Origin of the sequence: Labrenzia sp. VG12, assembly GCF_002237595.1 — a bacterium.
Classification (GTDB): Bacteria; Pseudomonadota; Alphaproteobacteria; order Rhizobiales; family Stappiaceae; genus Roseibium.
Genome location: NZ_CP022529.1, coordinates 2,754,675 through 2,776,419, shown reverse-complemented (window position 1 = coordinate 2,776,419; position 21,745 = coordinate 2,754,675). Strand labels below are relative to the sequence as shown.

Below are 21,745 nucleotides of genomic sequence, written 5' to 3'. Positions count from 1 at the left end.
ACGCTGCGTTAATTTGAGCGTCTGCGTTTCATCAGGAGGCTGCAGCGGCAGGTGTTGATGCGAGAGAAACGATTTACCTTCGGTTCGTTTGTTCTGCTGCTGTCTTTGATGCAGACAGCCGGTGCTGCCGCAGAGCAGGTTCTCCTTGTTCAGGACGATTCCTACATGCCCTATATGGGCGCGGAGCAAATCGACGCCGTCGGGATCTACAGCGATATCCTGGATGAGGCCGGCGAGAGACTTCAAAAAAGTGAGTTTGCGCTACAGGCGGTCCCCTGGCCAAGAGCGATAGAGCTGGTTCGCGGCGGTGGCGCCCAAGGACTTGTCGGAACTTATCACAGGCCGGTTGTGAGACCCTGGATCCGGTACTTTTCCGTTCCCCTGTTTACCGAACAGGTCAGCGTCTATTGCCGACCGGGTGTTGCCCGGCAGGGTTGGTCCTATCCTGATGACTTCAAGGGGCTGACCTTCGGAAACAACACCGGCTTTCGAACGCCGGGGGCACGTTTCTTTGAACTGGTAAAGGCCGGCGACATCACGCTGCTTGAAGCCCAGACAACAGAGATGAACCTCAACATGCTGGAGCTTGGCCGCCTCGATTGCTACGTCCAGGAGCAGCTCACGGCCGAGCGGGAAATCCGCCGCAATAACCTGAAGAATGTTCAACGGGTGCAAACCATCAGTTCCGAAACGGCGCATATCGGCTATTCCCAAAGCTGGATTGGCCCTGACGCTGATGCCTTCATCGCCGAAATGGATCGGGTGCTTACAGAAATGCACCAGGACGGGTCGGTCAACCGCATCATCAGCGCTTACCTGGGGTCTTCGTAATTACGCTGACCCTACTGGAAGAATTTCAGGTAATCTTATTGCAATTACTGCTGGTAATTTCCCGGTTTAATGTTTGGGGAAACTTCTCTCTACACAATATTAGAGTGCTAAATCGCAAGTAGTGAGGAGTATTCAAATATGTACCGTGAATTGCATTCCCTATTTGCTTCAACTCTACTCGTTGTGGGCGTTGTCTCCGGACCGGCCGTGGCTGCGGAGATCGTGCTCGTTCAGGATGAGGCCTATCCGCCATACATGTTGAAAGAGGGAGCGGACGCGTCGGGGATCTGGGCCGATGTGGTGAAGGAGGCCGGCCGGCGAATGGACGGCATGTCATTCAAGCTGGATGCCGTGCCATGGTCACGTGCCGTGGGACTGGTCGAGAAGGGCAGGGCCCATGGACTGGTCGGAACCTATTACAAGCCTGAAGCGCGCCCCTGGATCGCAACCTATTCCGAACCGGCCATGACAGAACAGGTCAGCGTCTATTGCCATCCGGGTGTCGCCAAGGCGGACTGGACTTACCCGGACGATTACAAGGGACTGACCTTCGGCAACAATACCGGTTTCCAGACACCTGGCGCCAAGTTCTTTGCCATGGTTGAAGCCGGTGACATCACGCTCCAGGAAGCGCCGAGCACGGAACAGAACCTGAAGAAACTCTCTGCAGGTCGCATCGACTGTTATGTGCAGGAACGCCTCTCGGCGGAAATCGCGATCAATTCCGGCGGCATCGACAATGTCGAACGCGTGACGGATGCCAGTTCGGAAGAGTCCTTCATCGGCTATACCGACACCTGGACCGGACCGGAAGCGGAAGCCTTCATCGCCGCCATGGACAAGGCGATCAAGGAAATGAAAGCCGACGGGACGATCGACAAGATCATCAAGAATTACGTTGGCGGTTAGAACTTCGGACCTTCCGACCCCAAATGGGGTCGTCGGCTGAAGCAACCGGGAAACTGCGTTTCCGCGCCAACAGGACCCCTTTGGCGCGGACGCAGCAAAAGACTGTCACACAAGCTCGTGCTCTGCCCGTTCCGGGCGAGAGCGCGTCAAATTGCAACGCCATCTGAGTAGGCACTCTCGACTGACCCCGCTATGATGGTGGCGGTGTGTTTCCGGCGATTCCAAACTGGTGAGAAAAGAGGTGGCACAACACCCGTTCCTGTTCTGGCCAAGATCTTTGCTGCTTGCTGCAGCATGCATATTCGCGACCGCAGCCGCGGCGCAGGGTGAAGAGCCTGTCGAAACCGTGACGATGGTTCAGGATGCGGGTTACCCTCCCTACATGATGCAGACAGTGTCGGGGCCGCAGGGCATCTATGCCGATATCATCAGGGAAGCCGACCGGCGCATGCCTGGCTACGAAATCGATCTGAGGGCCTTGCCATGGCCACGCGCCCTGCATCTGGTCAGCACGGGCCGCGTTCAGGCACTCCTTGGAACCTATTACCGCCCAACGACGCGGCCCTGGCTGAGAGAATACTCTGCTGCGCTCCTGTACGAGAGCGTTTTTGTCTTCTGCCGGAAGGGAGTTGCTCAAAAGGGCTGGACCTACCCGGATGACTTTTCAGGTCTCGTCTTCGGAAACAACAGCGGCTTCTCGACGCCGGGATCGGCGTTCTTCGACATGGTTGCCAGGGGCGAGATCTTCCTGAACGAGGAGCAGACGACGGACCTGAACCTGAAACTGCTGCATCTCGGCCGTGCTGATTGCTATGTCCAGGACAAGTCCGTGGTCGACCCGATTTTGGACCAGGGGCAGTACGACAGGATCGAGCCAGTGAAGCAGCTGACTTACGAGGCTGCCTTTGTCGGGCTTGCCGAAACCTGGGCCCCCGCCGCAGCGGATCGGTTCAAGATGGAACTGGACCGGGTTCTGAAAGACATGAGGCAGGACGGTACTGTCGACCGAATTGTTTTCAGCAATATCATGGATTGACGCCTTTCGAGGAGCTGGATCCTTTGGCCCTTTCTTTTCGTTGGGCCAACCGTTGCACCCTTGCGTAGGATAGAGGCAAGAATCGTTTCCCCTTTTTTTGGAACTTGTCCGTGTCTCCGTTGTTCCGCCTTTTTGAATCCTGGATAGACGCTTTCCGGGAGCCGCCCAAAGCCGAAATGCCGCGCGGCGGCATCGCCTTCCTGTTTTACTTCGTATCTCAGGTGCGCTGGCCGTTTGCGGCCATGCTGGCGCTGGGGGGCGCAGCTGCCTTTGTCGAGGTCGCCATCTTCAACTTTCTCGGCGACCTGGTCGACCTCCTTGAAAACGGCAACCGGGAAACATTCTTTTCCGACCACGGCTGGACCCTGGCCGGCATGGCGTTTGTGGTGCTGGTGGTGCGGGTTATCGTCAATTCCTTGATGGCGCTGGTCGAAGAACAGACCGTCGTTCCGGGGTTCTTCAATCTGGTGCGCTGGCAATGCCATCAACGGGTCATGAAACAGAGCCTGAGCTACTTTCAGGATGATCTGGCGGGGCGCCTTTCGCAGAAGGTGATGCAGTCCGGCATGTCGGCCGGCGACTTCATGATCAACCTGCTTCAGGTCGCCTGGTTCATTGTTGTCTATGCCCTTACGACGCTGGTTCTGATCACGGAGCTTGATCTCCGTCTGGGAATTCTGGTCGCGCTGTGGCTCGCCTGTTTTGCCGCGGCAGCGCTGAATTTTGTCCCGCGTGTGCGTGTTGCCGCGAAAGATCTCGCCCATTCCTATTCCGGTGTGACCGGACGGCTCGTGGACACCTATACGAATATTCAGTCGGTCAAGCTTTTCGGGTCCCTCGAAGAGGAAAACCGCGGCGCGCGCGGTGCCGTTGAAGGCTTTCTCGACAAGATGAAGGTGTTCACCCGCTTGCTGACCTCGATCCGGATGACGATGTCCTTCATCAACGGATTGCTGATTGTTGCCATTGCCGGCATGGCGCTCATGATCTGGCAGGATGGCGGCATCAGCACCGGGCATGTCGCCTTTGCCCTCAGCCTGATCCTCAGGCTCAACATCCTGCTGAACCGCCTGTTCAATCAGCTCAACGGCCTGTTCCGGCAATTCGGGTCGATGCAGGACAGCATGGAAACGGTGGTCAAGCCGATCGCGCTGAGCGACGATCCCCAGGCGTTGGACCTGAAGGTCTCCAAGGGCGCCATCTCCTTTGAAAACATCCGCTTTCACTATGGCAAGGCAGGAGGTGTCATTGACCACCTCAACTTGTCTATTGAGCCTGGTGAGCGCGTCGGCATTGTCGGCCCTTCCGGTGCCGGTAAAACCACCATCACAAGCCTGCTGCTAAGGTTTTATGATGTCGAGAGCGGGCGCATACTGATAGACGGGCAGGATATCCGGACGGTTCGTCAGGAGAGCCTGCGCCGGTCCATCGGCATGGTGACCCAGGACCCGTCACTGCTGCACAGGTCCATCCGGGAGAATATCGGTTATGGGCGCAGCACAGCCGGCGAAGACGAGATTGTCGAAGCAGCGCGCCGGGCGCACGCGCTGACATTTGTTGAGGCGCTGGAAGACAAGCGCGGGCGCAGGGGGCTGGATGCCTTTGTTGGCGAGCGCGGTGTGAAACTGTCCGGTGGGCAGCGGCAGAGGATCGCGATTGCGCGCGTGCTTTTGAAGGACGCGCCGATCCTGGTGCTCGACGAGGCGACATCGGCACTGGATTCGGAAGTCGAAGCGGCGATCCAGGACAATCTTCAGGCCCTGATGACCGGCAAGACGGTGATCGCGATTGCGCACCGGCTGTCGACAATCGCGGCCCTGGACCGACTGATTGTCATGGACAAGGGCCGCATCGTGCAGCAGGGAACGCACCAGACCCTGCTGGAGCAAGCCGATGGTCTCTATGCGCAGCTCTGGCACCGGCAGTCGGGCGGTTTCCTGAAATCTCAAACGGAGCCTATTTGAGGTCCGGCACGGAAAACGCCTCAAGATCGGCGTTTGTCTGATCCGGCTAGGGGCGGCGGACGTAAAGCTCTCAGACCGCAACAGAGATTTCCATGCTCAAGCTTATCATCGCCTATGTCACGACGGCCCTTGTGTTCCTTGCCATCGACTATGTCTGGCTGACACAGGTTGCCACCCGTTTCTATTTCGATCGGATCGGACACCTCCTGATGGAGAAGCCGAACCTGGCCGCGGCCGGCGTTTTCTACATCATCTATGTGATCGGCATCGTCATCTTCGCCGTTGCGCCAGCCTTGCGGAGCGAGAGTATCGTGACCGCGATCACCTATGGCGCGTTGTTCGGGTTCTTTACCTATGCCACCTACGACGTGACCAACTATGCCACGCTCAAGAACTGGCCGGTGATTGTTGCCGTGGTCGACGTGGCCTGGGGGACGTTTCTGTCGGCCATTTCCGCAAGCCTTGGATACCTGCTGACGAGACTGCTGGTTTGACCCGACAGGGGTCAACCGGTGTCTTGCAAAGGGATAGGTATTTTCCCTAACTCTTGAGCGTTACTGAATTTTTACGTGCATCCCGGTAGTATTTCGCCCGCCTGAGGCAAGCCGATTGAGCGGCCTGTCCAGGATCAGAGACACTACCGGGGAAATCTCGTGACACTTTCGATCAAGGGCCGATTTGTTGCCATGGTGCTGACTGCATCAGCTATCATGATGGCCGGCACCGCATTTGCATTTTATACGTTCCGTGAAGCAATCATTGCAAAAATCGGCACGCCTGAGGGGGCTGAACAGTTTCTGTCCGGGGATGTCTCCCGTCAGATCGACACCTTGATCCTCGATCAGATGATCACGATCGGGCTGGTCGTTTCGCCTGTAGGGCTGGCATTTCTGGGCTTCGCTGTCATCCTGGCTGTCGGACTTGCACGCCCCCTGGCACGTCTGCAGGACGGCCTCGACAGATTGTCGTCCGGTGATCTTGATATCCAGATCGAGGGGGAAGGCCGCAGCGATGAAATCGGCGCTATTGCGCGATCCGTGACGGCCTTTCGGGCGGATCTGGCAGAACGGGCGAAGGAGCAGGCACGCAAGGAACTCGCACATCAGGAAACGCTCAGCGAAGAGCGCAAGGCATTGATGCAGGACGTTGCGGATGATTTTGAGAAATCCGTCATCGGTGTTGTCTCCGCGCTTTCCAAGGCCGCGCAAAGCGTTGAGCACAACTCCACGGACCTCAATGACGCAGTGAATTCGTCGCTTGAGGCTGTTTCGCAGGTTCATACGGCAACGTCCGATACCAGCGGATCGGTCGAGATTGTCACCGGGTCGGCGGACCGGCTGTCCGATTCCCTGGGCCGGGTGCGCCAGGACGTCGACCAGGCAACGGACATTGCCAGCGTCGCAGTGGAAGAAGCGCGAAAAACCGACGAGATTGTCGGGCGGCTGTCCGAGACCGGGCGGGCAATTGGCGAGATCGTTGAATTGATCAGCCAGATCGCAAGCCAGACGAATCTTCTTGCCCTGAACGCCACTATCGAAGCGGCGCGGGCCGGGGAGGCCGGCCGCGGGTTTGCCGTTGTCGCGAACGAAGTGAAGGCACTTGCGGAACAGACAACCAAGGCCACAGACGACATTTCCGCGCAGGTTGCCTCGGTTCAGGAAGTCGCCGAATTGTCGGAAACCGCCATTCGTTCGATTGCGGAAACCATCGGCCGGGTCAGCGAGATTTCCGGGAAAATCCGGGAGGCGGTTGAAGAGCAGACGACCGCGACACAGGAGATCAGCAGCAACGCCCAGACCGCGCGCTCAAGTTCGGAGCTTGCCGCGGAATCCGTAGAGGCCCTGAGCGGAGCCATGGAGACGAGCCAGTCTGCAACCCGCGAAATGCATGGGGCGGCATCCGAGCTCGGTGATCTGTCCAACAACTTGCAGAAGCAGGTAAGCCAGTTCTTGCAAAGTGTGCGTGCAGCTTAGACGTCATCTTCCTTAGATGTCATTTCTGTATTGGGGTTATTACTAATATGGAGAAATCGAGAATTCCTGTTTAGAGATTGGTTCAGAATTAGGTGAATAAAATAAAATCTGATCTTAATCTGAGCTGAAACTGGAATATGTCAGACAACTTGGCAGATCTGCCGATTGATCACGTGGTGTTTTTTCTAGGGACCGCTCTTGCTGTCCTTGTCTTTGGCTATTTTGCCGGCCGCTCACGAACCAGCCGGTCCGGTACCTCCAAGAACTCCAGCTTTGGCAATGATACCGCGGTCCTGAACATGGTCGTGAAACATGTCCATGAGGGCCTGATCATGCAGGACATCTATGGACATATCGAATGGTCCAATCCTGCATACACCCGGATCACGGGTTACACGGCAGATGAAGTGCGGGGCAGGCGGCCGCAGGAGTTCATTCTCGCACCGGAAAACACGCTGTCGCCGGAAGCGATCGCAAACTTCAAATACGACCTGGACAAGGTTCGGTCCGGTGTGCACGAGCTGATCCGAAATCGCCGCAAGAACGGTGAACTCTTCTGGAACCAGCTTACCTTCGCCGTGGTCGAGGGAGAAAGGGAAGAAGACACCAAGATCATCCTGATCTGCCGGGATGTCACTTCCCAGGTCGAGCATGTCACGGAACTGGAAGAAGCGCGCAAACGCCTGAAACACCAGGCCGAACATGACGATCTGACTGGGGTCGCCAACAGGGCGAAGATGTCGGCCTATCTGCAGGACAGGGTCTCGGCCAAGACCGGCAGGACTGGGCAGGTCGGTATCATTCACGTGGATCTCGATCACTTCAAGGATATCAATGACAATCACGGACACAGTTCCGGTGATGCGGTGCTGTGCCAGGTCGCCAGAACGCTGAAGTCGGTGCTCGAACCCGAAGGGTTCGTGGCCAGGATTGGTGGCGATGAATTCATCGCGGTTGTCCACGAACCGACAGGTCCGGAGCAGATGGAGCATCTGGGGGCAGAGATCCTGCGTGGGATTTCCAGGCCGATTACCGTTGACCGACAGAAGCTGCGCGTGGCGGGCAGCGTGGGGTTGGTGCTGGCAGATCCGGCCAATGCAAGTGTTTCAGAGCTGATCCATCGGGCGGATATTGCGCTTTATGCGGCGAAAAAATCGGGCCGCAACTGCTTTGCCTGGTACACGGACGCGATCGGCGCTGCCCACCGCCAGCGCCGGATGGTCCTGGCGCGGCTGGATCAGGATCTGGTGACGGGTGACCTGAGCCTGTTGATGGAGCCGCAATACTGTTTGAAGCGCCAGCAGATCGTCGGTTACGAAGTCTATGCGCGCTGGCTGCATCCGACGGACGGCCTGGTCGATCCCGCAAAGCTGCTGTCGCGTCAGGAAGACGCTGGTCGTATTGCCCAGATCGAACTCTTTGCGCTTCGTCGAGGCCTGGCGGAAATCAAGCGTCTGCGTGAAGCCTCCAACGTTCCCTATTTTCTGTCTGTCAACCTGACCGAGGTCGGTCTCAAGCAACCCGGCACCATGGACGCCATCCGCCAGTTAAGCGAGGATGTCGCCATTCCCGCGAGCGACATCATTGTCGAGCTGGATGAAAAGATCATCCGGTTTGACGAGCCGGAAGGGCTGGTGAACATCATCAAGGATCTGTCCGCAACCGGTTGCCGGGTCGCTGTCGATGAATTCGGCGGTGGACACGGAGGCGCCGGTCAGCTGATCCGTCTGGACGCAGATATGCTCAAGATCTGTCCGGAACTGGTGGCTGGCATGGAAGAGCAGGACAATATGCGCCAGCTGGTCCAGTCCGTGATCCGCCTTGCGGGAAACCTGGGTCTTGAGGCCTGCGCGACCGGTGTGAATCGTCCCGAGCAACTCGACATTCTGAAGGAATTCGGTTGCAAGAGGATCCAGGGGGAAGTTGTGTCAGCGCCGATGTCACCGCGCGAAGCGGAGCTGCACATGCGGGCTTTCGAGCTGAAACTCGAAACGGATCAGGACAAGCGCGTTCAGTAGATGCGTTCAAAGGCTGTGGCGGTTGGGCAACAGGTTTCGGCCTCGTGCAGCGAAATGACGCAATTGCCCTTCCCAAGCCTGGCAAAAGCGGTTACCACCACAATTGTCAGCTGCCGACAGCTGATTTTTTATCCCCAGCAGCCGCCCGGCTGCGCAACCAGGAGGGCTACATGATAGATCACAGCATGATCCACCCGTTTGTCGCCCTTGCGGGTTGCCCAAGGATCTCTGCACGCCTCCGCTAGGAGGCCGCGAGCCTTCATTCAAAATCCAAGATTTGCGGTGACCGGCTGAAGCCGTGCCTGCTGGCTGCAGTCGCCTTGCGTCTGTCTGTCGTCACCATCCAATACGATCCCTTTTCGGAGACGATCCGATGTCAGTCCATTATTCACCGGACCTGTCTGCGCTCGCAGACCGTCCGGATTTCGACGTCACTTTGCCGGAAGAGCCGGAACCAGGACGTTTCGGCCGCGCGCGTCGCTTTTTCGCCGCCGTCGGCGTGTTCCTGGGGGCGACATTCGCAACCACCGTTGTGTTTTTCATTCCGGTCTTTATCTACAACCTGAGCCGGATCGAAGCGCTTGAAGTTGCCGGACGCCTGATGCCAGCCTCTGTTTTTGCGGACCAGCTCGGTGCGCTGTTCTGGGGCACGTTTATCCTGGCCCTGGCATTCACAAGCTTTGTGGCTAGCCTCCTGATGTTGGCGTCAAGCCGCACGCTTCGCCCCGTCGCTCGCTCCCTTGACCAGGAGAATGCCTTGACCCACCTTGCCGTGTTACGGTTGAGCGGGTCGGAGAGATGACCATGTTTGAACGTTTCGAAAAACTCGTAGATCCGTTTGAAAATACCGAACTCGATGTGCCGCCAAAAGGCTTCTGGGCCTTTTGCTGGTACTACACAAAGCCGGTCTGGCCGATCCTGGCCGGCGTATCGGTGCTGGGCGCAATCATTGCCGTTCTGGAAGTGATGATCTTCACGTTTCTGGGGGAGCTGGTGACCTGGCTCAGCACGGAAGACGCGGAAACATTCTTCCAGGACAACTGGCGGCAGCTCCTCTGGATGGGACTTGTTGTTCTGGTGCTGCTGCCCGCCTTTGCAGCCTTCTGGGAAATGCTGTTTCACCAGGGGCTGATGGGCACCTATCCGATGTCCGTGCGCTGGCGTGTACACCGATACCTCCTGCGCCAAAGCATATCCTTCTATCAGAATGACTTTGCCGGGCGGATTGCCAACAAGCTGATGCAGACGGCTCTGGCGGTCCGGGAGGTCGTCACGCGGATTGCCGACATCCTGGTCTATGTGGCGGTCTACTTCGTGGCTGCCCTGTTCGTGGTTGCGGAAGCCAGTCTCTACTTCCTAATCCCGTTTGTCGCCTGGCTCGGCTGTTACCTGATCACGATGCGGATCTTCATTCCGCGGCTGAAGAACGTGTCCAGGGACCAGGCGGATGCCCGCTCGCTGATGACCGGCCATGTCGTCGACGCCTACACCAACATCTCCACCGTGAAGCTGTTTTCGCATGCCGAGCGGGAGGAGGAGTATGCCAAGACGTCGATGACATCGTTCCTGAAGACCGTTTTTCAGCAAATGCGGTTGGTGTCGGGCATGAACATCACTCTGACGACACTCAACATGGTGTTGCTGTTTGCCGTCGGTGGCATGTCCATCGGTCTGTGGCAGGCCGGCAAGGTGACGACGGGTGAAATTGCGGTTGCCGTTGCGCTTGTCCTGAGGTTTCAGGGCATGTCGCAATGGATCCTGTGGGAAGTGTCCGGCCTGTTCGAGAATGTCGGCACCGTTCAGGACGGCATCAACACGATCTCGCGGGAGCGGGACGTCACGGACGCGCCGGACGCCGTGGCCCTGGAGGTCCCGAAAGGCGAGATCCTGTTCGAAGGCATCGGCTTTCACTATGGCAAACAGACCGGCGTGATCGAGAATCTCGACCTGGTGATCAAACCAGGCGAGAAGATCGGTCTGATCGGTCGCTCCGGAGCCGGCAAGTCGACGCTGATCAATCTGCTTTTGAGGTTCTATGACCTTGAAAGCGGGCGGATCGTGATCGACGGTCAGGACATTTCCGGGGTGCGCCAGGATGACATCCGGGCCAATGTCGGTGTGGTGACGCAGGATACCTCGTTGCTGCACCGCTCGATCCTGGAAAACGTTACCTATGGCAAGCCGGATGTCAGTCGCGCGGACGTGGAGGCGGCCATTGAAAAGGCCCATGCTGCTGACTTCGTCAAGGATCTGACCGATCTCAACGGTCGCACCGGCCTGGACGCCCATGTCGGTGAACGCGGTGTCAAACTGTCCGGTGGCCAGCGTCAGCGTATCGCGATTGCGCGCGTTCTGTTGAAGGATGCTCCGATCCTTGTCCTGGACGAGGCAACGTCGGCGCTCGATTCAGAGGTCGAGCTGGCGATCCAGGAGAGCCTGTTCGAACTGATGAAGGGCAAGACGGTGATTGCCATTGCGCACCGCCTGTCGACCATCGCGGCCATGGACCGGCTGATTGTCATGGACCAGGGTCGAATCATCGAAGAGGGCTCTCACCAGGAGCTTCTGGACCGGAATGGCCTCTATGCACAGCTGTGGCAGCACCAGTCCGGCGGCTTTTTGTCCTCTGTTCAGGCAGCTTAAAAGCGTTAGAAAACCAGCAGGGCCGGGATTCATTTGAATTCCGGTCTTGCGCTTGTTCGCAAAAAAAGGGCAGAAAAGCGGCGCGGTGGTGGATTTGCCTGCGACATATGCGTTTCGACACGTTTGTTGAACTGGACAAGCGTTTCGAAGGGTGCAAAAAGACAAGCCGCTTGGCCAGTGCAGAGTTTCACTGTACTTGGCCCCCGAAAAGCCCGGCATGGTTCCGCTCTCTTCTTGGGCAAGAAGGGAAATCGGACCTGTTGCGGGCTTTCGGTACAGGTAGAACAGGTTTCGAGAGGACGCGACCTTGGCACATACGGATCAGGCGGAACCGACCCGCCGCGATTTCCTCTACATTGCGACCGGCGCCATGGGCGCTGTGGGCGCCGGCGCGCTGGCATGGCCCTTTATCGACCAGATGAACCCGGACGCCTCCGCATTGGCGCTGGCCTCCATCGAGGTTGACGTGTCCGCCGTGGAAGAGGGGCAATCAATTACAGTTCAGTGGCGTGGAAAGCCGGTATTCATCCGCAACCGCACCGAGACGGAAGTGGAAGAGGCCAAGGCTGTGCCGGTCGGCGATCTGCCGGACCAGCTGGCCCGGAACGCCAATCTTCCGGCCGATGCGGCAGCAACGGATGTGAACCGCGGCGTCGAGGGCAAGGAAAACTGGCTGGTTCAGGTCGGTATCTGTACCCACCTTGGCTGTGTGCCGATTGGCGACGCCGGCGAGTTCGGCGGCTGGTTCTGCCCCTGCCACGGCTCCCACTACGACACCGCCGGCCGTATCCGTAAAGGACCGGCTCCCGAGAATTTGCTCATTCCGCCGCTCGAGTTCGTCAGCGACTCGACCGTCAAGATCGGCTAACGGCAAGCATTTTTTAGGAGGCAGCCATGGCTGGACACTCAAACTATGTACCGCAGAGCGCTGCGGCAAAGTGGCTGGAAAGCCGCCTGCCGGTCATTTCGCTCGTTCGCGGTTCCTTCGTGGATTTCCCGACGCCGAAAAACCTGAACTACTGGTGGACCTTCGGCGGCATTCTCTTTTTCGTGCTGATCGCACAGATCCTGACCGGGATCGTTCTGGTCATGCACTACACGCCGAACACGGAATTGGCGTTCAGCAGCGTTGAGCACATCATGCGCGATGTGAACTTCGGCTGGCTGCTGCGTTATCTCCACTCGAACGGCGCATCGATGTTCTTCATCGCCGTCTACATCCATATCTTCCGCGGTCTCTACTACGGTTCCTACAAGGCGCCGCGCGAGATTTCCTGGATCCTGGGTGTGATCATCTTCCTGATCATGATGGGCACCGCCTTCATGGGCTACGTTCTGCCCTGGGGTCAGATGTCCTTCTGGGGTGCAACGGTTATCACCAACCTGTTCTCCGCCATCCCGCTGGTCGGCGAGACCATCGTGACATGGCTGTGGGGCGGTTTTGCGGTCGACAACCCGACTCTCAATCGGTTCTTCTCCCTGCACTACCTGCTGCCGTTCATGATCTTCGGCGTGGTTCTGCTGCACGTGTGGGCGTTCCACACGACCGGCAACAACAACCCGACAGGCGTGCAGCCGAAGACCAAGCAGGACACCGTTCCGTTCCACCCGTACTACACGGTCAAGGATCTGTTCGCGATCGTCGTCTTCATGGTGCTCTTCTCCTGGTTCGCCTTCTACCTGCCGAACTACCTGGGCCATGCCGACAACTACATCGAGGCCAATCCGCTGGTGACCCCGGCACACATCGTGCCTGAATGGTACTTCCTGCCGTTCTACGCCATTCTGCGTGCGGTTCCGGACAAGCTCGGCGGCGTCGTGTTGATGTTCGGTGCGATCGCGGTCCTGTTCATCCTGCCCTGGCTGGACACGTCCAAGGTTCGCTCCGGCGCCTACCGTCCGCTGTTCAAGCAGTTCTTCTGGATCTTCGCAGCTGTCTGCGTGGCCCTTGGCTACCTTGGCGCCATGCCGGCGGAAGGCATCTACGTGACCCTGTCGCGGATCTTCACCGCCTACTACTTCGCCCACTTCCTGATCATCCTGCCGATGCTCGGTTTCCTCGAGAAGCCGAAGCCTCTTCCGGCCTCGATCTCCGAAGCGGTTCTGAAGGGTGGTTCAGGTACACCGGCTGGTGCGGCTGCCGCACCGGACACGAAGTAACGCGAACCGGATCAGGAGTTAATTGAGACAATGAGCACCATGATCAATATGGTTCGTTCCCTCGCGGCGGTGGCAGCTCTTGCCATCGCAACGCCGGCCGTCGCCGCAGGCGCCAAGGTTGAAATCGACTACCAGCAGTGGTCGTTCTCCGGCCCGTTCGGTTTCTTCGACCGTGGCCAGCTGCAGCGCGGCTTCAAGGTCTATCGCGAGAACTGTTCGGCCTGTCACGGCCTGAAATTCGTCGCCTTCCGCAATCTCGCGGAAGACGGTGGTCCTGGCTTCACCGAAGATCAGGCCAAGGCGATTGCAGCGGAGTATACCGTTGTCGATGGCCCGGATGATTTCGGCGACATGTATGACCGTCCGGCCATTCTGGCCGACCGCTTCCCGTCTCCGTTCCCGAACGAGCAGGCAGCGCGTGCAGCCAACAACGGCGCCTACCCGCCGGACTTCTCGCTGCTGGCGAAAGCCCGTGCCGCGCAGCGCGGTTTCCCGGGCTTCGTATTCGACATCTTCACCCAGTACCAGGAAAACGGCCCGGACTACATCTACTCGCTGCTGACGGGTTATGTGGATGCGCCGGAAGGTCTCGAAGTTCCGGAAGGTCAGTACTACAACCACTCCTTCCTGGCCGGCCAGTTCATCTCCATGGCTCCGCCGCTTTATGATGAGGCTGTTGAATACACCGACGGCACGCCGATGACGGTGGACCAGTATGCCAAGGACGTTGCCGCGTTCATGATGTGGGCCGCAGAGCCGCATCTGGAAGAGCGCAAGAAGATCGGCTTCCGGGTCATGATCTTCCTGATCGTCTTCGCCGGCCTGCTGTACTTCACGAAGAAGAAACTCTGGCGCAACGTTGAGCATTGATTGCTCGAGGTTACAGTGCATGATGAAAGCCGCCGGTAGTTCCGGCGGCTTTTTCTTTTTTGAGGTGACGCATGCGCCGCGCATTCCTTGTCTTGTTGTTTGTTTTGCTTCCCTTTCCGGCAAGTTCCCAGTCCGCTGCAACGCATACGGTCGAGGTGCTGGATCTTCAGCTCGCGATGCGCGCTGCCCTGCGGGCCGTGGAGGTCTGCAATGAAGCCGGCTACCAGGCGGGAGCCGCGGTGGTCGACCGCTTCGGTGTCGAGCAGGTGACCTTGCGCAACAATATGGGCGGCGCACAGGTGTCCGAGGCAGCCCGCTCCAAGGCCCGGACAGCGGCGTCCTTCAATATGCCGACCCTGGAGCTGGAACAACAGGTGGCGGAGGGCCGCGCCGGCGATCTGAGTGCCATGCCGGGTGTGGTGCCGCTTGGGGGCGGCCTGCCCATCTTGACGGCTTCCGGAACCTTGCTTGGCGGGATCGGTGTTGCCGGAGGAGGCGGCAGCGAAAATGAGGCCAAATGCGCGCAGGCCGGCCTTGACGCCATTGCCGATCAGTTGAAATAAACCTTGCTGGCATCCGGTGCGACGAAGCACCGGTTTTCTGATGTGATTGGGAGCGGTTATGGCAGACGCAGTATTGGGCATTATCGGCGGATCCGGCATCTATGACCTTCCCGGCCTGGAAGATGCGGAATGGATCTCGGTCGAAAGCCCCTGGGGGACACCTTCCGATCAGGTGCGCATCGGGACCATCAACGGGCTCAAGATCGTGTTTCTGCCGCGCCACGGCCGGGGCCATGTCTATTCTCCGACGACGATCAACTACCGCGCCAACATTGATGTGATGAAGCGCTGCGGCGTCACCGATCTGCTGTCCGTTTCGGCCTGCGGTTCGCTCAAAGAAGAACACGCACCCGGCACCTTCGTGCTGGTGGACCAGTTCATTGACCGCACGATCGCCCGCGAGAAGAGCTTCTTCGGAACCGGCTGTGTCGCTCATGTCTCCATGGCGACCCCCGTCAGCCCCAAGCTGGTGGATGCGGTGGCTGCGGCAGCGGAGGCGGAAAGCCTCGCCTTTTCGAAAGGCGGCACCTACCTGGCGATGGAAGGTCCGCAGTTTTCTTCGCTGGCCGAAAGCCATCTTTATCGGTCCTGGGGCTGTGACGTCATCGGCATGACCAACATGCCGGAGGCCAAGCTCGCCCGTGAAGCGGAGATCTGCTACGCGACCGTTGCCATGGTGACCGACTATGACAGCTGGCATCCCGATCACGGCGAAGTCGATATTCAGGCGATCATCAAGGTCCTTCACGACAATGCGGAAAACGCGCAGCGCCTCGTGGCCCGGGTGGCGCGGGATCTGCCGAAAGAGCACCAGTCCTGTCCGGCGGGCTCCGACACGGCGCTGGAGTTTGCCTTCATGACCGCACCCGACAAACGCGATCCGGCGCTGGTTGCCAAACTCGACGCGGTGGCCGGGCGTGTGCTGAACCGGGACTAACCCATTTGTCCATCTGAATTGGCTTCGACCACCGGCGGAAACTTGGTATAACCACCGGCCGGGGGCTTCGGCCGGAACGTTTTTAAAAGAAAGACATGTGATGACCGAACAGACGATCCAGGATGAATTGATCAGCGCCATCCGCACGATCAAGGACTATCCCAAAGAGGGCATCCTGTTCCGCGACATCACGACGCTTCTGGGCAATGCACGCGCGTTTCGCCGGGCCGTTGATGCGCTTGTCCAGCCCTGGGCCGGGTCCAAGGTCGAGCAGGTCGCGGGCATCGAGGCCCGTGGTTTCATTCTCGGCGGCGCTGTTGCGCACCAGCTGTCGGCCGGGTTCGTGCCGATCCGCAAAAAGGGCAAGTTGCCGCACGAAACCGTGCGCATCGCCTATTCGCTGGAATATGGCCTGGACGAGATGGAGATGCACAAGGATGCCATCCGCCCGGGCGACCATGTCATCCTGGTGGACGACCTGATCGCCACCGGCGGCACTGCCGAAGCGGCCTGCAAGCTGCTTCGCTCGATGGGCGCGAATATCGAGGCCGCCTGTTTCATCGTCGACCTGCCGGACCTGGGCGGCCGCAAGAAGCTGGAAGCCCTCAACGTGCCGGTGCGCACGCTGGTGGAATTTCCGGGTCACTGAGCCGCCATGTCGGGAGGACAAGCGGGCGACGGCGCCAAACCGGACTTCTCCGAACGGTTTCGCACTGATTTCGAGACCCTTTTGAAGTGGCGGCGGGATGTACGCCGGTTCAGACAGGACCCGTTGCAGGACGAGACACTGCACCATCTGCTGGAGCTGGCCGATCTTGCGCCGTCCGTTGGCAACAGCCAGCCGTGGCGGATCGTGATTGTCGACAGCGAGCAGAAACGGGGCGAGATCATCGCAACGTTCGAAGCGGAAAATGAAGCTGCCGCACAAAGCTACGCCAACGACAAGGCACAGCTCTACCGGCAGCTCAAGCTGGCGGGCCTCAAGGAAGCGCCGGTGCATCTGGCCGTTTTCAGTGACGAGGATCCGGAGCAGGGGCACGGGCTCGGCCGCATGACCATGCCGGAGACGTTGGCCTATTCCACCGTCAGCATGATCCACACGTTCTGGCTGGCGGCCCGGGCGGAAGGTGTGGGGGTCGGCTGGGTGTCGATCCTCGACCCTGAAAAGGTCGCAGATATCCTGCAGGTTGACGAAAGCTGGCGGCTCGTGGCTTATCTATGCGTCGGATTTCCGGAAGAAGAACATGTCGATCCGGAACTGGAACGGGCACGCTGGCAGGCACGGACACCGCTGTCGTCGCGTATACTTCACCGCTGAGGGCAGGTCATGAGCATCGTCACACGCCGGATCACCGAGGATGACAAGGACGCCGTCTACCAGCTTCTGGCAGAACGCTGGGCAGGACCGGAAATGCTGCTGGATGGCGAAATTGTCGATGCGTCGTCACTGCCGGGTTTCGTCGCCTATGCCGGTGACGAACTCGTCGGGTTGGTCACCTTGATCAAACGTGATCAGGAATGGGAAATCCTGACGCTCGATTCGCTCAATCGCTGGCACGGGACCGGAACGCTGCTGCTCAATGCGGTTGTCGACGACGCGAAAGCCAGCGGCATCGACCGGCTGACCGTGCGCACCTCCAATGACAACCTGGATGCCTTCCGCTTCTATCAGCGCCGCGGCTTCCGCCTGGAGCGCATCGCCCAGGGGGTGATTGACGCGGAGCGCGAGAAGAAACCGGAAATTCCGCTGCGCGGCGATTATGGCATCGAGATCCGCGACGAAGTCCTGTTTGCGCGCAGTCTTTGAGGCCGAAAGGTCACCTCATCAATGGAGCTTGGCGCGTTGCCCGCGTCGATGCAGCACACGAGGCTGCCGTTGAACAAAGGACCGTTCAGGTCGAAATCCCAACGGTCGACAAGCCCGGCGTCTTCCTGGCTGGCGCGCCTGATGGCGTCGGCTGCAAGCGCATGGCCGCCGCTGTCCCGGCAGGGAAATGTCGTGCCATGGCCGGCCCCGAAAAGAACTGCTTTGGGCGGTCGGCCTTCAGGCAAATGCCGCGGGAGACCGAGAAAACGGGGTGTGGTGTACATCAGTCATCCCTTCAAAATGGACCAGATCTGGCGCTGTGACGGTCGAACCTTGCGAAGGTGAATTGCAGGTCTGAAATCTTCAAGCGAATTCGGTCAGGCAGCTGCCGGCTGCCGTTATCGGTGCAATTTGCATTGCGCTGCACAATAGTTATAATTGACCATTCTCAAGAATTTTTCCCTGTCCGGGAGAGCTCTGTACATTTTTAACTCAGAATTTCTGAGGAGGATCAATTATGGCCGAAGCGAAGTCACTGGAAACGGCTGAAGAAATTTCTGATATTGCCTTTGGTTTTATGGGGTCGAAGGCGCTTTTTTCTGCACTTCATGTCGATTTGTTTTCTGTTCTCTCCGAGAAAAGCTTGTCTCCTGCAGATGTGGCCAAGAAAAGTGATCTAGATCCGGACCGGGCAACGACACTGCTGACAGCGCTCACCAGTCTGGGGCTTGTGCGCAAGGAAGGCGATGCTTTCACGAATTCCCCGGCTGCCGAGGCCTTTCTGGTCAAGGGGCGCAAATATGACTTCGGCGACTATCTGCGCTTCCAGATCGACAAGCAGATGTATCCGTTTCTCACACAGCTCAATGAAGCGCTGACCGATACGCTCGAGGAGGACCAGGTGGCCTCCTATGAAGACTGGTTCAGCGATCCGGACGAGGCGCGACTTTACTCCAGGTCTCAGCATGCCGGTTCGCTGGGGCCGGGGCGGGGTCTTGCCAAGCTGGTCGACCTGTCGGCCGCCGAAACGCTGCTCGATGTTGGTGGCGGCACGGGCGCCTTTTCGATTTCGCTCTGCAAGGCCTATCCCGGCTTGCGCTCGACAATTCTGGATTTTCCGAATGTCGCGAAGGTCGGTGAGGAGTTCATCGCCGAGGAAGAGCTGGAAAGCCGGATCGCCTACCGGCCCGGCAACGCTCTGAAAGATCCCTGGCCGGAACATGCGGATGCGGTGTTGATGTCCTACCTCTTTTCCGGTGTGCCGGGCACATCCATCCCGCGGCTGGTGCGCAAGGCCTTTGAAGTGCTCACCCCCGGCGGAGATTTCATGGTGCATGACTTCATGGTGGACGAGGCGCGCGACGGCCCGAAACTGGCCGCCCTCTGGCAGCTCCAGCACACGGCATTCAATCCCGAGGCCCGCTCCATCACCAGCTCCTATGTCGCCGGGTTGATGGAAGCAGCCGGGTTCACGAACATTGCGATCGAGCCGATGATCCCGGGCATGACCATGCTTGTGCATGGCCACAAGCCGGAATGACTGGTGTCAAGCAGTGCCTGTTCCTGTTGAGGGATGGAGTGCTTTTCCCTGAACGCCTTTGTCTTGAGGGCGGCAGGGGACCGGTAGCCGACTTCAGCGGGTCTCACCGTTAGTAGTCAAAAACGGTTGTAGATCGAAAATCTCTCGGTTTTTAGTTGTTCTTAAGTCCGGTGATGTAGGTGTTTGACAGGAGCAGGTGCGTGGGGCCTCGCTGCGGAAACGTAGCGTCTTTCCCGGGCGCACTGGAAGCAGGACGCGGTCACGGGTATCCGTCCTCCAAACAGTCAACAGCGTCGGATAGCAAGATGGCTTTACAGCGGAATCATCGACCGAGTGCCTTTGGTCAGACCGGTAATGAGCTCGACATGCAGATCGAGCAGGCAAGGCAGTGGCGGCTGGTGGAGGAACGCTTTCCGTCCGAGAGCGGATCAAGGATCGCCGTATCGCTGGTCCTTCGATCTGTGGTGTTGTGCACCGGTCTCGCCTCAGCCTATGCGCTGGCCTTTCACGCCTTGTCGACCTCTTTTCCCTATCCGTTTTTTGTTGCGCTGGCAGGCGTCCTTGCAGCCAATATCGTCGCAATCAATTTCTCCAGGGAAGCCAACATGATCAATCCGTTCTGGAGCGATCATGTCTACTGGACATGCACCGTCGGGCTGGTGGTGCTGTTTGTTGCATTGCCGGCGCAGCATCGCCTTTATGATCCGCTGCTGTTCATCTGCCTGGCATTGATGCTCTCCTTGCCGTTACCGGGGTATTTCTTAAGCGCGTTGAACCTTCAAAAGACAGCGACGGTGCGCCAGCTTCAGCGGTACCTTGCCAGCCTTCCGGCATCCGACCGTGGCAGGGTGGCGGAGATCCTGCTGCGGCGGTAAGCGTCCTACTTCATTGGCAAAACGGTGCTGTTGAGAGTGGCGGTTCACCAGCCGCCCCCTGTTTTGGCGCCTGTTTCACGGTTGATACAGCTCCAGTTCGGTTGCAAATCCTTCCAGCTGCTCCCCTGAGACCAGCGTCAGGAGCCGATTCACAGTCGTCTTTCTCTCGCCTGCCAAAGCGGCTTTGCCGTTTTTGCTCCGCGTTTGTCTGACCGTCCAGGTGACGTCGAAGCGTATTTTCAGAAAAAAGAGACCCCAAAAAGCCCGGAAAACCGGGACCCTTCGGACATAGCGACGAAGCACGTCCCATTTCCCGCTTGACAATCCGAGGGCAAAACATGTTTTTGGTAAGACATCAGACGTCTGATGTCTTATGAATTGAATTGTTGATGGAGCGGGCACACCTCATGCGGCATACCTCTGGTCTGGATCTGGTGCTGACACGGGACGAGACGGCAGCTGCCTTCAGCGCGGCGGTGCCGCCGATCTTTCAGACCTCGACCTTTCTGTTTCAGACCTATGAGGCGCTTGAGGACTGTTACAGCGGTGCCAGTTCCGCAGATCTCTATTCCCGAACCGGCAATCCCACGGTGCGGCTGCTGGAAGACAAGCTGGCCAGGCTGGAAGGCGGCGGCAAGGCCATCGCGTTTTCAAGCGGAATGGCGGCGATCTCCAGCGCGGTGCTCGGGCTGCTCAAGGCTGGTGACCGGATTGTCAGCATCCGAAATGCCTATTCAGATGCGTATCGCCTGTTCGAAGTGCTGCTGCCGCGCTTTGGTATCGAAACGGACTATGTCGACGCGTCGGACCTGGAGGCTCTTCAGGGCCGCCTTGAGGGCGCCACGCTGCTCTTCCTGGAAAACCCGTCGAGCTTCGTTTTCGAGACTTTGGACCTGCGCAAGGTTGCGGCGCTGGCCAGGGCGAAGAACGTCATCACGCTGATTGACAACAGCTTCGCGTCGCCCGTGCTGCAGCGGCCGATCGAGGCAGGCATCGATCTGGTCGTGCATTCCGCTTCAAAATATCTGTCAGGACATAGTGACGTCGTTGCCGGATGCGTCATCGGTCATCCCACTTACATCGACCGCATCCGTGCAACGGCGGTGCCGCTGCTTGGCGCCAAACTGTCAGCCATGGAAGCCTCCCTGATCCTGCGGGGGCTGCGCACGCTTGCGCTGCGTGTCGACGCGCACACGCAGACCGCGGACTGGATCGTCGAGCGGCTGAAAGACGATCCGCGCATTGCCAGAATTCACCGTCCCGGGCATGCCGAACCGCTGCCGGAAACCTTGAGCGGCGCGGGCGGTCTCTTCACCCTGACGTTTCAGGAGGGGGGCGATATCCGGGCATTCTGCAATGCCCTCAGGATTTTCCGCCTTGGCGTCAGTTGGGGCGGGTTTGAAAGCCTGGTGCTGCCGGCTGCCATTGCCAACCGGCAGGATTCGGGTCCGAACGCCTTGAACGCATTCCAAATTTCGAAAAATTCGGTCCGGTTCTTTGCCGGGCTCGAAGGTGCATCCGCGCTTCTGGAGGACATCACCACAGCTCTTGATGCCGCCTGGCATCAGGAGGCGGTGAAGGAGAATGCGCTGGGTGGGTAACTGATGACACTGGAGGAG

At 58.7% G+C, this 21,745-nt stretch carries 20 protein-coding genes; all 20 read left to right on the top strand.

Translation table 11 applies throughout. The features are described 5' to 3' along the window. Nucleotides 1-57: 57 nt before the first annotated feature. Complete coding sequence (locus CHH27_RS13045; RefSeq protein WP_094071974.1) at nucleotides 58-831, top strand: ABC transporter substrate-binding protein; 774 nt, start codon at nucleotides 58-60, stop codon at nucleotides 829-831. A gap of 138 nt (nucleotides 832-969) precedes the next feature. Then, complete coding sequence (locus CHH27_RS13040) at nucleotides 970-1,740, top strand: ABC transporter substrate-binding protein (protein ID WP_094071973.1); 771 nt, start codon at nucleotides 970-972, stop codon at nucleotides 1,738-1,740. 241 nt (nucleotides 1,741-1,981) lie between these two features. Further along, nucleotides 1,982-2,776 (top strand): ABC transporter substrate-binding protein, encoded by a 795-nt coding sequence (locus CHH27_RS13035; RefSeq protein WP_157738913.1) that lies wholly within the window; start codon nucleotides 1,982-1,984, stop codon nucleotides 2,774-2,776. Nucleotides 2,777-2,952: 176 nt separating this feature from the next. After that, entirely contained in the window at nucleotides 2,953-4,740 is a 1,788-nt protein-coding gene (locus tag CHH27_RS13030) for an ABC transporter ATP-binding protein (RefSeq protein WP_371681853.1), read from the top strand. Between the two features lie 92 nt (nucleotides 4,741-4,832). Next, the gene (locus CHH27_RS13025; RefSeq protein WP_094071970.1) at nucleotides 4,833-5,234 is read left to right on the top strand and encodes a DUF2177 family protein; all 402 of its coding nucleotides are present in this window, start codon (nucleotides 4,833-4,835) and stop codon (nucleotides 5,232-5,234) included. A 159-nt stretch (nucleotides 5,235-5,393) separates the two neighbouring features. Beyond that, nucleotides 5,394-6,713, top strand: a complete 1,320-nt coding sequence (locus tag CHH27_RS13020; RefSeq protein ID WP_094071969.1) for a methyl-accepting chemotaxis protein — start codon at nucleotides 5,394-5,396, stop codon at nucleotides 6,711-6,713. 137 nt (nucleotides 6,714-6,850) lie between these two features. Then, complete coding sequence (locus CHH27_RS13015) at nucleotides 6,851-8,731, top strand: bifunctional diguanylate cyclase/phosphodiesterase (protein WP_094071968.1); 1,881 nt, start codon at nucleotides 6,851-6,853, stop codon at nucleotides 8,729-8,731. Between the two features lie 373 nt (nucleotides 8,732-9,104). Next, nucleotides 9,105-9,533, top strand: coding sequence for a hypothetical protein (locus CHH27_RS13010; protein ID WP_094071967.1), 429 nt, complete (start codon nucleotides 9,105-9,107; stop codon nucleotides 9,531-9,533). Between the two features lie 2 nt (nucleotides 9,534-9,535). Further along, on the top strand, nucleotides 9,536-11,374 hold the full coding sequence (locus CHH27_RS13005) for an ABC transporter ATP-binding protein (protein ID WP_094074722.1): 1,839 nt from the start codon (nucleotides 9,536-9,538) through the stop codon (nucleotides 11,372-11,374). 307 nt (nucleotides 11,375-11,681) lie between these two features. Next, nucleotides 11,682-12,242 carry a ubiquinol-cytochrome c reductase iron-sulfur subunit gene (petA, locus tag CHH27_RS13000; protein WP_094071966.1) on the top strand — a complete coding sequence of 187 codons (561 nt, stop codon included), beginning with the start codon at nucleotides 11,682-11,684 and terminating at the stop codon, nucleotides 12,240-12,242. A gap of 26 nt (nucleotides 12,243-12,268) precedes the next feature. Beyond that, nucleotides 12,269-13,534 carry a cytochrome b/b6 gene (locus CHH27_RS12995; RefSeq protein ID WP_094071965.1) on the top strand — a complete coding sequence of 422 codons (1,266 nt, stop codon included), beginning with the start codon at nucleotides 12,269-12,271 and terminating at the stop codon, nucleotides 13,532-13,534. 30 nt (nucleotides 13,535-13,564) lie between these two features. Continuing rightward, nucleotides 13,565-14,404, top strand: coding sequence for a cytochrome c1 (locus CHH27_RS12990; protein WP_094071964.1), 840 nt, complete (start codon nucleotides 13,565-13,567; stop codon nucleotides 14,402-14,404). Between the two features lie 71 nt (nucleotides 14,405-14,475). After that, entirely contained in the window at nucleotides 14,476-14,967 is a 492-nt protein-coding gene (locus tag CHH27_RS12985; protein WP_094071963.1) for a heme-binding protein, read from the top strand. Between the two features lie 58 nt (nucleotides 14,968-15,025). Beyond that, the gene (locus CHH27_RS12980) at nucleotides 15,026-15,904 is read left to right on the top strand and encodes an S-methyl-5'-thioadenosine phosphorylase (RefSeq protein WP_094071962.1); all 879 of its coding nucleotides are present in this window, start codon (nucleotides 15,026-15,028) and stop codon (nucleotides 15,902-15,904) included. 100 nt (nucleotides 15,905-16,004) lie between these two features. Then, entirely contained in the window at nucleotides 16,005-16,553 is a 549-nt protein-coding gene (locus CHH27_RS12975; RefSeq protein ID WP_094071961.1) for an adenine phosphoribosyltransferase, read from the top strand. 6 nt (nucleotides 16,554-16,559) lie between these two features. Beyond that, nucleotides 16,560-17,222 (top strand): 5,6-dimethylbenzimidazole synthase, encoded by a 663-nt coding sequence (bluB, locus tag CHH27_RS12970; protein WP_094071960.1) that lies wholly within the window; start codon nucleotides 16,560-16,562, stop codon nucleotides 17,220-17,222. A gap of 9 nt (nucleotides 17,223-17,231) precedes the next feature. After that, nucleotides 17,232-17,711: a GNAT family N-acetyltransferase gene (locus CHH27_RS12965; protein WP_094071959.1), complete on the top strand. Its 480-nt coding sequence runs from the start codon at nucleotides 17,232-17,234 to the stop codon at nucleotides 17,709-17,711. Between the two features lie 517 nt (nucleotides 17,712-18,228). Beyond that, entirely contained in the window at nucleotides 18,229-19,251 is a 1,023-nt protein-coding gene (locus CHH27_RS12955) for a methyltransferase (RefSeq protein ID WP_094071957.1), read from the top strand. Between the two features lie 305 nt (nucleotides 19,252-19,556). Further along, nucleotides 19,557-20,126: a hypothetical protein gene (locus CHH27_RS12950; protein ID WP_157738912.1), complete on the top strand. Its 570-nt coding sequence runs from the start codon at nucleotides 19,557-19,559 to the stop codon at nucleotides 20,124-20,126. A gap of 407 nt (nucleotides 20,127-20,533) precedes the next feature. Continuing rightward, nucleotides 20,534-21,727 carry an aminotransferase class I/II-fold pyridoxal phosphate-dependent enzyme gene (locus tag CHH27_RS12940; protein WP_094071954.1) on the top strand — a complete coding sequence of 398 codons (1,194 nt, stop codon included), beginning with the start codon at nucleotides 20,534-20,536 and terminating at the stop codon, nucleotides 21,725-21,727. Nucleotides 21,728-21,745: the final 18 nt, after the last annotated feature.

Excerpts from the sequence above, each read along its gene's own strand:
- CHH27_RS13045 (WP_094071974.1), top strand. The coding sequence starts at position 58 with ATGCGAGAGAAACGATTTACCTTCGGTTCGTTTGTTCTGCTGCTGTCT.
- CHH27_RS13040 (WP_094071973.1), top strand. The coding sequence starts at position 970 with ATGTACCGTGAATTGCATTCCCTATTTGCTTCAACTCTACTCGTTGTG.
- CHH27_RS13030 (WP_371681853.1), top strand. The coding sequence starts at position 2,953 with ATGCCGCGCGGCGGCATCGCCTTCCTGTTTTACTTCGTATCTCAGGTG.
- CHH27_RS13025 (WP_094071970.1), top strand. The coding sequence starts at position 4,833 with ATGCTCAAGCTTATCATCGCCTATGTCACGACGGCCCTTGTGTTCCTT.
- CHH27_RS13015 (WP_094071968.1), top strand. The coding sequence starts at position 6,851 with ATGTCAGACAACTTGGCAGATCTGCCGATTGATCACGTGGTGTTTTTT.
- CHH27_RS13010 (WP_094071967.1), top strand. The coding sequence starts at position 9,105 with ATGTCAGTCCATTATTCACCGGACCTGTCTGCGCTCGCAGACCGTCCG.
- CHH27_RS13005 (WP_094074722.1), top strand. The coding sequence starts at position 9,536 with ATGTTTGAACGTTTCGAAAAACTCGTAGATCCGTTTGAAAATACCGAA.
- CHH27_RS12995 (WP_094071965.1), top strand. The coding sequence starts at position 12,269 with ATGGCTGGACACTCAAACTATGTACCGCAGAGCGCTGCGGCAAAGTGG.
- CHH27_RS12990 (WP_094071964.1), top strand. The coding sequence starts at position 13,565 with ATGAGCACCATGATCAATATGGTTCGTTCCCTCGCGGCGGTGGCAGCT.
- CHH27_RS12985 (WP_094071963.1), top strand. The coding sequence starts at position 14,476 with ATGCGCCGCGCATTCCTTGTCTTGTTGTTTGTTTTGCTTCCCTTTCCG.
- CHH27_RS12980 (WP_094071962.1), top strand. The coding sequence starts at position 15,026 with ATGGCAGACGCAGTATTGGGCATTATCGGCGGATCCGGCATCTATGAC.
- CHH27_RS12975 (WP_094071961.1), top strand. The coding sequence starts at position 16,005 with ATGACCGAACAGACGATCCAGGATGAATTGATCAGCGCCATCCGCACG.
- bluB (WP_094071960.1), top strand. The coding sequence starts at position 16,560 with ATGTCGGGAGGACAAGCGGGCGACGGCGCCAAACCGGACTTCTCCGAA.
- CHH27_RS12965 (WP_094071959.1), top strand. The coding sequence starts at position 17,232 with ATGAGCATCGTCACACGCCGGATCACCGAGGATGACAAGGACGCCGTC.
- CHH27_RS12955 (WP_094071957.1), top strand. The coding sequence starts at position 18,229 with ATGGCCGAAGCGAAGTCACTGGAAACGGCTGAAGAAATTTCTGATATT.
- CHH27_RS12950 (WP_157738912.1), top strand. The coding sequence starts at position 19,557 with ATGGCTTTACAGCGGAATCATCGACCGAGTGCCTTTGGTCAGACCGGT.
- CHH27_RS12940 (WP_094071954.1), top strand. The coding sequence starts at position 20,534 with ATGCGGCATACCTCTGGTCTGGATCTGGTGCTGACACGGGACGAGACG.